General features: G+C 39.4%; 10 protein-coding genes and 1 pseudogene. All 11 read left to right on the top strand.

Annotated elements, in window-relative coordinates; all coding sequences use genetic code 11:
- The first annotated feature begins 40 nt into the window (after window positions 1–40).
- On the top strand, window positions 41–436 hold the full coding sequence (locus tag HMPREF1048_RS10740; RefSeq protein WP_000038635.1) for a helix-hairpin-helix domain-containing protein: 396 nt from the start codon (window positions 41–43) through the stop codon (window positions 434–436).
- Between the two features lie 282 nt (window positions 437–718).
- Window positions 719–1,297, top strand: coding sequence for a flavin reductase family protein (locus HMPREF1048_RS10735; protein WP_000813805.1), 579 nt, complete (start codon window positions 719–721; stop codon window positions 1,295–1,297).
- Window positions 1,284–1,844, top strand: coding sequence for a GNAT family N-acetyltransferase (locus tag HMPREF1048_RS10730; protein WP_000085192.1), 561 nt, complete (start codon window positions 1,284–1,286; stop codon window positions 1,842–1,844). The genes HMPREF1048_RS10735 and HMPREF1048_RS10730 overlap by 14 nt, the downstream gene beginning before the upstream one ends.
- Entirely contained in the window at window positions 1,844–2,422 is a 579-nt protein-coding gene (locus tag HMPREF1048_RS10725; protein ID WP_000550032.1) for an AAA family ATPase, read from the top strand. Before HMPREF1048_RS10730 ends, HMPREF1048_RS10725 begins: the two co-directional genes overlap by 1 nt.
- A 251-nt stretch (window positions 2,423–2,673) precedes the next feature.
- The gene (locus tag HMPREF1048_RS10720) at window positions 2,674–3,915 is read left to right on the top strand and encodes a helix-hairpin-helix domain-containing protein (RefSeq protein ID WP_001085117.1); all 1,242 of its coding nucleotides are present in this window, start codon (window positions 2,674–2,676) and stop codon (window positions 3,913–3,915) included.
- Window positions 3,916–3,946: 31 nt separating this feature from the next.
- The gene (locus HMPREF1048_RS10715; RefSeq protein ID WP_001002888.1) at window positions 3,947–4,948 is read left to right on the top strand and encodes a virulence RhuM family protein; all 1,002 of its coding nucleotides are present in this window, start codon (window positions 3,947–3,949) and stop codon (window positions 4,946–4,948) included.
- 126 nt (window positions 4,949–5,074) lie between these two features.
- On the top strand, window positions 5,075–7,726 hold the full coding sequence (locus tag HMPREF1048_RS10710) for a valine--tRNA ligase (protein WP_000032168.1): 2,652 nt from the start codon (window positions 5,075–5,077) through the stop codon (window positions 7,724–7,726).
- A gap of 69 nt (window positions 7,727–7,795) precedes the next feature.
- Window positions 7,796–8,551, top strand: a complete 756-nt coding sequence (locus HMPREF1048_RS10705; protein WP_000033782.1) for a protein NO VEIN domain-containing protein — start codon at window positions 7,796–7,798, stop codon at window positions 8,549–8,551.
- 22 nt (window positions 8,552–8,573) lie between these two features.
- Window positions 8,574–8,792, top strand: a pseudogene (locus HMPREF1048_RS13525) (hypothetical protein); the annotation flags it as partial.
- Between the two features lie 35 nt (window positions 8,793–8,827).
- Window positions 8,828–9,631: a Fic/DOC family protein gene (locus HMPREF1048_RS10700; RefSeq protein WP_001183259.1), complete on the top strand. Its 804-nt coding sequence runs from the start codon at window positions 8,828–8,830 to the stop codon at window positions 9,629–9,631.
- A gap of 271 nt (window positions 9,632–9,902) precedes the next feature.
- The gene (locus HMPREF1048_RS10695; RefSeq protein ID WP_000268093.1) at window positions 9,903–12,581 is read left to right on the top strand and encodes a TOTE conflict system archaeo-eukaryotic primase domain-containing protein; all 2,679 of its coding nucleotides are present in this window, start codon (window positions 9,903–9,905) and stop codon (window positions 12,579–12,581) included.
- Window positions 12,582–12,596: the final 15 nt, after the last annotated feature.

The following is a 12,596-nucleotide window of genomic DNA, read 5'->3' as shown; positions in this document are numbered from 1 at the left end:
CCTTGTCAGAGCAGGGATTTTTTATTGAAAGGATTTTATCATGTCAAAGAAACTCAATCGTAAAAAACAATTACGAAATAGCCTCCGTCGTGCAGGTGCTTTCTCAAGTACTGTGACTAAGGTTGTAGAAGAGACAAAAAAAGTCGTAAAACGTGCAGAACAGTCAGCAAGCCAAGCTGGTAAGGCTGTTTCTAAAAAGGTTGAACAAGCAGTAGAAGCTACCAAAGAGCAAGCTCAAAAAGTAGCCAATTCTGTAGAAGATTTTGCAGCAAACTTGGGTGGACTTCCACTTGATCGTGCCAAAACTTTCTATGATGAAGGAATCAAGTCTGCTTCAGATTTCAAAAATTGGACTGAAAAAGAACTCCTTGCCTTGAAAGGAATTGGCCCAGCTACCATCAAGAAATTGAAGGAAAATGGCATCAAGTTCAAGTAATTTTTCTTGTGCCTTGCATTTCCGAAAAAATCTTGCTACAATAGAGCCATTAGAGGTGTTTTGAATCCTACATTTTACAGAAAGTGGCGGCGCTGAGAAGTCCACAAATGTGTCAAAACTGGTTGCTAATGACTGAAAAATGAAATAATATTGTCTTTTTATTTTAAAGACGAGAGTTGCGGGCAACTGCCCGAAATTGGGTGGTACCGCGGATAAACACATTCGTCCCTGTCATGTAGATGGCAGGGCTTTTCTTTTGTGTCTTAGTCAAAGGGGGTTGTTATGAAGCAATCTTTTAAAACAAGTAAACTCTATTATGGTTTTCCTATCTTCATTTTGGGGTATCAGGATCAGAATTTTGGACACAATATTACGACCTGTAGCTCCTCTTATAGCTTGGGAGATTGGCTAGTCATTGGTGTTGGTGCTGAGGAAAATGCGGCTGAGCAGATTAAGCATTATCAACAGTTCACCGTGAATATCCCTGATGAAAATCTCATGCTCGAGATGGAGCAGGCTGGTTTTATCAGTCATAGAGAGAAATTGAAACACCTGGGGCTAGACTACGAGATTTCTGAACGGACTCAGGCACCGATTTTAGAGATTTGTCCAGTCGTGTTAGAATGTCAAGTTGATAGAATTATCGAGGAGGATGGAATCTGTCATATCTTTGCCAAGATTATCGAGCGACTGGCTAATCCTGAACTCTTGGATGAGAAAGGGCATTTTAAAAATGACCGTTTTTCACCGACTTACTTTATGGGGGACGGTCACCAGCGCGTTTATCGCTATTTAGATAACCGTGTTGACCCTATGGGGAGCTTCATCAAGAAAGTGAGGATGAAGGATGTCAAGAGCTGAATTACCAGAACGATTAGAAACCGAACGACTCGTCTTACGAGTTCGTACTGTAGCGGATGCTGAGGATATCTTTGCCTATGCTAGTCGTCCGGAAGTCTCTTACCCAGCAGGCTTTCTACCCGTCAAGACCTTGGAAGATGAGGTTTACTATCTAGAGTATATCCTTCCCGAACGCAATCAAAAGGAAAATCTCCCAGCTGGCTATGGGATTGTCGTCAAAGGAACCGATAAAGTCATTGGTTCTGTTGATTTCAACCATCGCCATGCGGATGATGTGCTAGAGCTTGGCTATACCTTGCATCCAAACTATTGGGGTCGAGGCTATGTACCAGAAGCAGCGTTTGCCTTGATTGACTTAGCCTTTAAAGATTTGGATCTTCACAAGATTGAACTGACTTGTTTTGGTTATAATGTCCAAAGTCAACGAGTCGCAGAGAAACTTGGTTTCACTCTTGAAGCTCGCATAAGAGACCGCAAAGATGCCCAAGGCAATCGTTGTGATGATTTGAGATATGGTTTGCTGAAGAGTGAGTGGGAGGTGATTTGATGCATCTTTTCATCATTGGTGCTCCGGCCTCAGGAAAAATGACGATTGGTCAAGAGTTATCTCGACTGACAGATGCTACCCTCTTTTATAACCATCAAGCCATCGATTTTGCACTGGAAATCTATCAGGACTATACAGAGGAAATGTGGGAATTTGTTCGTGGAATGACCATTTCTTTCCTTGGAGCAAGTGCAAGAAATCAGCGATCAGTAATTTTAACAGACGTAATTGATTTTTCAAATCAGTACCAGCTGATATATTTGAAGCAAATTCAGGATTTATTGGATAACTTTCATCAAGAGATTCTGTTTGTTGAGTTGGAAACAAGTCTTGAGGAGCGTTTACGTCGAAATCAAACGGAGAATCGATTAAAGTACAAACCCTTAAAACGACATATTGAGGTATCTGAAAGAGAAATTTTAGAGACCGCTGAAACACTTCAATTAAATTCCCAACATCAACCGAATGAGTTGCACCACTACCTTAAAATAAATAATACGAGTTTGACTGCAAAAGAAGTTGCTAAGCAAATTCAAAATAAAATGAACAAAATAGAGAAAGGACAAACACATATCTAAACAACTTTAAGAAGATATTCTCAAGACTCAAGAAGTTCAAAAGTCTAAAACTTTTTTGATCACGATTTCCACCACTAAACGTAACTAGAAAATTCAGCCTTAATCGCGCTTGGGGGGGACAACCTTCAAAGCAAATGAATCACAAAGAAGCTGAGATTTACCATTAAAGCCTGTATCCGAGGCTGTAAGAATATCCAATACAGCAGAGGTAGAGTTTGATCTATTGAAGAATGAGTTATAGGAGAAAATAGATGGCTAAAAAGAAAAATAGAAAAAAAGAATTAAAACGCCAGCAAAAGTTGGATATCAAAGTTATTTCTGAAGAAGAGGCTGCTTGGACAGAAATCATGGCCAAAAATCCAACTTTTGTAGAACGTCGTACTATTCAAAATTTCGATGAACTACATACAGCAGTGATGCAATATGCTGATGAACATGGAGAGTATCCAGATGTTCAGCTAATAAATTACCAACTGAAAAATAGGACTTTTGATTGGAATCAGGATCATGCTTTATTTAGAGAAGCTATGCATACTCCGAATACACAGAAGCGAAATAAACTGTTAAAGCAAGTTTTAAAAATAAATCCAGATTATTTTGCTGCTGATTTTCATTTATTCTTATCAGAAGTTGAAGATTTTGATTTGTCAACTTTTAAAAAAGTATTGGATTTTGAAATTCTAGTTTTAGAAAAATGGAAAGTGAATGGATACAATAGTTGGAATTATTTTGAAGCACGCCCTATCCTGTCTGCTCTGATGTTTCTGATTGAGTATTATATGATGGAGAAATTCAATTCTAAGGCTATAGAATTGATTGACCTATATTTGAGTAAGCGACCAGAACGGTTTCCTCCTAATTTTGTCTTCTGTATGCTTTCCTTGTATCATATCACCGGTCAGGAGCTAAAGGTTGAGCGTTTCTATCGTGAAGAATTAAATAAAGGGAAACGGGATGATACCATTCTTATTCATGCCATCATCTCTGCTTTTTCTCAAGGAAAAATTGAAGAAGCAAGTCGGCTATTTGCAAAGTTAGTGGAAATCAATGATGAAGCTGTTGAATTCTTTATAGAGGAAGATTGGCAATTCAAGGTTATAGATATAGAAGACCAAGAATGCTATTGTCCAAATTCAGTTGAATCGTTACAAGCTAGTTTGTACCCTCTGTTTGATTACTTACTAGAAAATATTATTTTAACGAAATTTTTAACAAACGAGGCCGAAAAGTTCCGCCGTAAACCAGTATTTTCGGATCATTCCAGTATGATAAGAAGTTTATCCGAGGTATCCGATTGGCACTCCTTTATGAATGAGGAAAAAATGAAGGGAATTCGGATGGATCTTGTTCACATCTTTGTTGAAAATGGGATTCGTACATCTTCAGATTTCAAAAAATGGACTGAAAAAGAAGTTCTCGCTTTGAAGGGAATTGGTCCCGTAACCGTTAAAAAGCTGAAGGAAAACGGTATAAAGTTTAAAAACGAGAAGTAATTGTTTACTGAAGGGAGGAGGTGGAATTGTCTTGAATGAAATTTCTAATTTCATCCTGTATACTACACCTAATGGCCATGTTCAGCTAGATATCCTTTTACAGGATGAAAATCTTTGGTTGACTCAAAAAGGTCTTGCAGAGCTTTTTGGAGTTGAACGAAGTGTCATTACAAAGCACTTGAGAAACATTTATGATAGTGATGAGTTGGATAAGGTATCAACTTGTGCAAAATTTGCACAGGTTCAACAAGAGGGAAATAGAACTGTTCGGCGTGAACTTGAATATTACAATCTGGATGCTATCATTTCAGTTGGCTATCGCGTAAATTCCAGCAAGGCTACTCAATTTAGAATTTGGGCAACCAAGACCTTGAAAGAATTTATCATCAAAGGTTTCGTTTTGAATGATGAACGCTTGAAACAAGGACAGACAGTTTTTGGACAAGATTATTTCCGTGAACTTTTAGAACGGATTCGTTCTATTCGTTCTAGCGAGCGCCGAATCTATCAACAAATCACGGATATCTTTGCTGAATGTGCCATAGATTATGATCGAAACTCAGATATTACTAAAAATTTCTATGCTATGGTGCAAAATAAATTTCATTATGCGATTACTGGAAATACTGCTGCAGAAATTATCTATCAGCAAGCTGATGCTAGTAAAGAAAAAATGGGATTAACTACTTGGAAGAATGCACCTGATGGACGAGTTCTCAAATCAGATGTAACGGTGGCCAAAAACTATTTGCAAGAAAAAGAAATTCGACAACTAGAGCGAACAGTTACAGCTTATTTTGATTATATTGAAGGTTTGGTTGAGCGCCGTAATACTTTTACAATGCGAGGATTGGCAGATAGTATTGATCGTTTTCTATCTTTTAATGAGTACGAAATTTTAGAAGGAAAAGGAAGTATTTCCAAGAAACAAGCAGACTCAAAAGCTATCCAGGAGTATGAAAAATTTAACCGAACTCAAAAAATTCTATCGGACTTTGATAAACATATTATGAAGATAATGAGAGAAAGTTAATGTAAAATTTTTATATAGTTTCTTTTTTGCTAATAGAAGATACTGAAAAAATCAGATGTGCTGAATCAAGGCCTATCTTCTACATACTAATTTTATTTAAAGATATTAACTAGAAAGGACAATCACATGTCTAAAGAACTTTCACCTAAATACAATCCAGCCGAGGTTGAGGCTGGTCGTTACCAAAAATGGCTTGATGCTGATGTTTTCAAGCCTTCGGGCGATCAAAAGGCTAAGCCTTATTCAATCGTGATTCCACCACCAAATGTAACTGGTAAGCTTCACCTTGGTCACGCTTGGGATACGACTTTGCAGGATATCATTATCCGTCAAAAACGTATGCAAGGTTTTGATACCCTTTGGCTTCCAGGGATGGACCACGCGGGGATTGCCACTCAGGCTAAGGTTGAGGAGCGCTTGCGTGGAGAGGGCATTACACGTTATGACCTAGGTCGTGAAAAATTCCTCGATAAGGTCTGGGAATGGAAAGACGAATATGCCACTACTATCAAGGAACAATGGGGCAAGATGGGGCTCTCTGTAGACTACTCTCGTGAGCGTTTCACGCTTGATGAAGGTTTGTCAAAAGCTGTTCGCAAGGTCTTTGTGGACCTTTACAAGAAAGGCTGGATCTACCGTGGTGAGTTTATCATCAACTGGGACCCAGCAGCTCGTACAGCTCTTTCTGATATCGAGGTTATCCATAAGGATGTCGAAGGTGCCTTCTACCACATGAACTACATGCTGGAAGACGGCTCACGCGCTCTTGAAGTTGCGACTACTCGTCCTGAGACCATGTTTGGAGACGTTGCCGTTGCGGTCAACCCAGAAGATCCACGCTACAAGGACTTGATTGGAAAAAACGTCATCCTTCCAATCGCTAATAAACTAATCCCAATCGTTGCAGACGAACATGCCGATCCCGAGTTTGGTACTGGTGTTGTTAAAATCACGCCTGCCCATGATCCAAACGACTTCTTGGTGGGTCAACGCCACAACTTGCCACAAGTCAACGTCATGAACGACGACGGAACTATGAACGAGCTTGCCTTCGAATTTGCAGGCATGGACCGTTTTGAAGCTCGTAAAGCAGTCGTTGCCAAGTTGGAAGAAATCGGCGCCCTCGTCAAAATCGAAAAACGTGTCCACAGTGTTGGTCACTCAGAACGTACGGGTGTAGTGGTGGAGCCACGCTTGTCTACTCAATGGTTCGTCAAGATGGACCAATTGGCGAAAAATGCTATTGCTAACCAAGATACAGAGGACAAGGTTGAATTTTACCCACCTCGTTTCAACGATACCTTCCTCCAATGGATGGAAAATGTTCACGACTGGGTAATCTCTCGTCAGCTCTGGTGGGGTCACCAAATCCCTGCTTGGTACAATGCTGAGGGTGAAATGTACGTCGGTGAAGAAGCTCCAGAAGGTGAAGGTTGGACTCAGGACGAAGATGTCTTGGATACTTGGTTCAGTTCTGCTCTTTGGCCATTCTCGACAATGGGCTGGCCTGATGTCGACTCAGCAGACTTCAGACGTTACTTCCCAACTTCAACCTTGGTAACAGGTTACGACATCATCTTCTTCTGGGTGTCTCGTATGATCTTCCAATCCTTGGAATTCACTGGCCGTCAGCCATTCCAAAACGTTCTGATCCACGGTCTCATCCGTGACGAGCAAGGACGCAAGATGTCTAAGTCTCTCGGTAACGGTATTGATCCGATGGATGTTATCGAGAAATACGGTGCCGATGCCCTTCGTTGGTTCCTTTCAAACGGTTCTGCACCAGGCCAAGACGTGCGCTTCTCTTACGAGAAAATGGATGCTTCATGGAACTTCATTAACAAAATCTGGAACATCTCTCGCTACATCCTCATGAACAATGAAGGTTTGACCCTTGAGCAAGCAACTGCCAATGTGGAAAAAGTTGTTAACAAGGAAGCTGGAAATGTTACAGACCGCTGGATTCTCCACAACCTCAATGAAACGATCGGAAAAGCAACTGCCAACTTTGATAAGTTTGAGTTTGGTGTTGCTGGACACATCCTCTACAACTTCATCTGGGACGAGTTTGCGGACTGGTATGTTGAATTGACCAAGGAAGTCCTTTATAGCGATAATGAAGAAGAGAAAGTCATCACACGTTCTGTTCTCCTTTACACTCTGGACAAGATCCTTCGTCTCCTTCACCCAATCATGCCATTCGTGACAGAGGAAATCTTTGGACAAATCTCAGAAGGCTCTATCGTGACAGCAGAATACCCAACTGTCAACCCAGCCTTTGAAGACCTTACGGCTCACACTGGTGTAGAAAGCCTCAAAGACTTGATCCGTGCCGTTCGTAATGCGCGTGCGGAAGTAAACGTAGCACCAAGCAAGCCAATCACCATCCTTGTTAAGACTAGTGATAGCGACTTGGAAGCCTTCTTTAACAGCAATGTCAATTACATCAAACGCTTCACAAATCCAGAACACTTGGAAATCGCCTCAACCATCCCTGCCCCTGAACTCGCTATGTCAAGTGTCATCACAGGAGCAGAAATCTACTTGCCACTCGCTGACCTCCTCAATGTCGAAGAAGAACTGGCTCGTCTCGACAAGGAACTAGCTAAATGGCAAAAAGAACTGGACATGGTTGGTAAGAAGCTCTCTAACGAACGCTTCGTAGCCAACGCCAAACCAGAAGTCGTCCAAAAAGAACGCGACAAACAAGCCGACTACCAAGCCAAGTATGATGCGACCGTAGCACGTATTGATGAGATGAAGAAGTTGGTGAAATAAACATAGAAACACGGTGGTAAGCCGTGTTTTTTGGTATAATGAAATCAATATCTATTGATGGAGAAAGTGATGTCTAAACACCCTCATTATGAATTGTTAAATCTAATTGGCTATGGTCTTGCCAAGTTTGACAAGCTTTTTATAAGAGAATTTCAATGTTCTAGCAAGTCGGAGTTTTATCGCCATGTGGTTTCTCTGGGAATTGCTGAAACAACTGGAGTTGTAAAAAATAGAATGGATTTATTTGATCCTTATTTTGACAATAATCGAAAAGGTTGGTGGCAGAAAGCTGAAGTTTACCGTTTTCGTAAAGATTTAATTGATATGATGTTTGGAAATGAAGATGTTCATAGTTATGCTGAAATCGTTAAAATGTTACTTGCTAGTGAAGGAAAGCGAACAGGCATTACTACCCTTGAAAAACCAATTATTCGAACTAAATTCAAACGTCTACAAGAAACTGGAATGGAAGCAGAAAATTATTTTATACTCAACTTTGATAAAGAAGAAAAATTTCAAGGTGGACTATTGTCCGATGCCCGTCTTTATGGTGATGGATATGACTTTCAGGTAGATGTCCAAGAGTATTCTTACCTTGCCGAAGTTAAAGGAATTCGAAAATCTAAGGGTCGCATTCGATTGACTGCCAGAGAATATGAAAAAGCCAAAGAGTTTAAATCAGATTTTATTTTATCCTTAGTTACTAACCTAGATGATATTCCCAAGCTAGTGTTAATTGATAATCCTTTGAATCATTTTGAATTCCAAAAGAGCATCATAAAAAATGAAGTCATAGAATATAGGAGCTTAGAAGATTTGTATTAGTTCTCCCCCTTAACTTTTCTAATTAAAGCAGATAGAAGTCATGGCGGGTTAACGACTTAATGAACTGGAGAACAATGGTATTTGTTTGACTAAGTTTAAAGATGGCGAAATTAACATTGAATTCACCACTAGTGCTGACTACAACTCTTTTATTATTTATATGAAGTATATATATTTCATAGAACATATTGTGAGAGCTTTTTATAGTTTAAGCCAGTTTCCAACCAATTTCGTGATTTAATGGTAATGAAGAAAAAGAATTGAAAGGACCTTTCTATGCAACCAACTTACAACATTGACGATCCAAACTTGTCTTATGAAGCTAAACGTGACTTATGGCAGATCGGTTTTGGCCTACAGAAAGTTGACAATCTAGTGCCATCAGCTTATATGGAATCTTTGGCTGAGAAACAGGCTCGGGGTGAACTGACTTATGAGCAGGTTTATGAGGATGCAACGGCTTATCATCATACCATTGATGCGAGTACGGAGGAGGCAGACTTGGTTTCTCTTCGTATCGTGGAACTATTATCTCGAAGAGGCTTTAGCTTCAGTCCTGCAACCTTACTTGCTATTCATAAGGGGTTGTTTCAAGATATATTTGAAACCTCTATTCCGGTGGGGCAATTTCGTCAGACCAATATCACAAAGAATGAACCTGTTTTGAATGGTGAAAGTGTTGTGTACTCTGATTACTCCATGATTCAAATGACATTGGATTATGATTTTAATCAGGAAAAACAAGTTGCATATGCGACACTAACCCAAGCGGATATGGTTAAAAAAATCCAGCATTTTATTTCAGGAATCTGGCAGATTCATCCATTTCGCGAAGGAAACACTCGGACGGTAACGGTCTTTTTGATTCAGTATCTTCGTGAGTTTGGTTTTGATATTGATAATACACCATTTCAGCAACATTCCAAGTATTTTCGTGATGCCTTAGTATTAGATAATGCAAAGATTTTACAGCGACGTCCTGAGTTTTTAACAGCTTTTTTTGAAAATCTCTTGCTCGGTGGTCAAAATGATTTGTCTTCAGAAAAAATGTATCTAGATTTAGACCTCGATTTTTCATAATCCTAATACTGAGTAAACATTGAATTTTAGGCAAAAATGAAGTAAATATTCTCATAAGAAAACGTATATCATCAAAGTTTTTAGTCGCTTGATGATATGCGTTTTTTTAATTTTATAGACTGCTCGTTTAAACTCTAATTACCTAGTGCCTTCCGGAGCGAGACGGAATATTAGTCACATACAAAATGAGTACTATTAGGATTTTATTTTCGTGTACAATTTCAGCTATTCTTGTTATAATCAGCCTATAGGAATCAAGGAGGTGATTGTTATGGCTGTTTTTGTGTCTTTGGATGGAATTGTGGTAGAAGTACTTGATGTCTTTTCTTCTTTTAATGGGGATAGTGAGTTTTTCTTGTGTAAACATCTTAAAGACAAGAGTCAGTTTGTGATGGAACGCTCTCAGTTCGAGGAGATGTTCCAACTTCAAAGTAGTCGCTTGACGACGCAAGAAAAATTACAATTGTTTACCTCCGTGTTTGCTGGCCGTTATGATGTTTATGCTAAGAGTTTCATCAATGATCAAGGGAAAATTCAGTATTTTCCATCCTATGATTATGGTTGGAAGCAGTTGCCACCTGAAAAACGGAGTTTCCAGACATTGACGGATTCCGTTTTGAAATCTCATTTTCGTGGGGAGACAGCTATCGGTATCTTTCCTATGCACTTAGATGATAGCTGTTATTTTTTGGTACTGGATTTGGATGAAAGAGATTGGAAAGAAGCCGGTTTAGCCATTCGAAGAATAGCCAGGGAACGCCAGATGGAAGCTCATCTAGAGATTTCTCGTTCGGGCCACGGACTCCATATTTGGTTCTTCTTTGAGGAAGCGATTCCGAGTCGAGAGGCTCGCTTGTTTGGAAAGAAACTGTTAGAACTGGCAATGCAGGAAAGTATGCAACTGTCCTTTGATTCTTTTGATCGCATGTTTCCAAATCAGGATGTTCTTCCTAAAGGTGGATTTGGTAATTTGATTGCCCTTCCTTTTCAAGGAGAAGCTTATCATCAAGGGCGAACGGTCTTTGTGGATGAACATTTTCAGCCTTATGAAGACCAATGGAGGTATCTACAAGAAATCCAGAGGGTTTCAACTGCTAAAGTGGCGCTGTTAATCCAAGAGGAGTTAGGCAAACAAGAATTGGATAAGGAGTTGAAGGTCGTCTTATCCAATATGATCCAACTTGAAAAATCGTCTGTGACACCCAAGACACTGTTTTTCTTGAAAAATATGGCTTCATTTTCTAATCCCGAATTTTATTTAAAGCAGGCTATGCGACAGCCAACCTATCAAATTCCTGAGCGAATGTATTTATTTGGAGAATCCGATCATTATTTATGGCTGCCAAGAGGCTTGCTGTATCCATTGCAAGATAAATTTAAGCAGGTATCTGTGGAAGATAGGAGAAAGGTACAAAGGTCTATTAGAGTGGAATTTAAGGGAGAACTCACTTTTGAGCAAGAGTTAGCCCTGTCAGATATGATTTCCAAAGAAAATGGTTTACTCCATGCGGAGACTGGTTTTGGGAAGACCGTTTTAGGTGCTGCCCTCATCTCTGAACGGAAGACCAAAACAATTATCCTAGTTCATAATAGGCAACTCTTAGACCAATGGCTGGATCGTTTAAACCATTTTTTGACTTTCGAAGAGGAAGAAGCTACCCGTTATACGGCATCAGGCTGTGAAAAGGTAATAGGCTATGTTGGGCAGTACGGTGGGACTAAGAAATGGCTGAGTAAACTGGTTGATATTGTTATGATTCAATCTCTATTTAAGTTGGAAAATAGTCAAAGTCTTTTGGATGAGTATGAGATGATGATTGTGGATGAGTGTCATCATGTCTCTGCCTTGATGTTTGAAAAAGTTGTTGCTCAGTTTAGAGGGAAGTATCTTTACGGTTTGACGGCTACGCCTGAGCGTAAGAATGGTCATGAGCCTATTGTTTTTCAGAGAATTGGTGAGATACTCCATACTGCTGATAAGAGGGAGACGGATTTTAAACGGCAATTGCAATTAAGATTCACTTCTTTTGGTCATTTGGAGATTGAAAAGACCAAAGCAAGTAATTTTATACAGCTTAGTGATTGGATTGCTACTGACTCAGTGAGGAATCAGATGATTCTCAAGGATATTCTAGACCAAGTGGCAGAAGGGCGGAATATCTTGGTTCTAGTCAATCGAATTCAACAGATAGATGTCTTTGAAAAATTATTGAAAGAGAAAGAGGTTGATGATTTTTATATTATCAGTGGAAAAACCAAAGTCCGAGAGAGAACAAGTTTACTAGAGACGCTAGAACAGCTAGATAAAGGGTTTGTATTATTGTCAACTGGAAAATACATTGGCGAAGGTTTTGACTTACCTCAGTTGGACACGCTTATCTTGGCAGCACCCTTTTCTTGGAAAAATAATTTGATTCAGTATGCAGGTCGGATTCATAGAAACTACAAGGATAAGTCTTTGGTGCGGATTTTCGATTATGTGGATATTCATGTTCCTTATTTAGAAAAGATGTTTCAGAAACGACAAGTAGCTTATCGAAAGATGGATTATTGTGTCATTGAGGGTGAGGAGAAACAATTCGTTTATGTTGATAGTAGATATGAGAATGTGCTGAGAGAGGACTTGGCAGGGGAAAGACAGGAGTGTATGCTTATTTTACCTTATGTGCACCAGACAAAACTGATGAATTTTCTAAAAGAATTTAGGATTAGTCAAATTGAGATATGTATACCAGAGACTGTTGCAAACAAATCCTGGCTATACCAGTTGAAGAGCAAGAAGATTAAAGTATCTTTTACTCAATCAAAAATAGTCACGCCTATTCTATTGGTGAACAAGACCATTGTTTGGTATGGTGCAATGCCATTATTAGGGAAGGTAGATGAAATGACTATACTACGTTTGGAATCAGCTAATATAGTTTCTGAACTAGTGGCAGGTTTACGATAGAGAAAATTTTTAAAA

The organism is Streptococcus mitis SK575, from assembly GCF_000257865.1.
GTDB lineage: Bacteria > Bacillota > Bacilli > Lactobacillales > Streptococcaceae > Streptococcus > Streptococcus mitis_CQ.
Note: the sequence above shows the minus strand (reverse complement) of the source record. Positions and strands in the feature narration are given on the sequence as shown.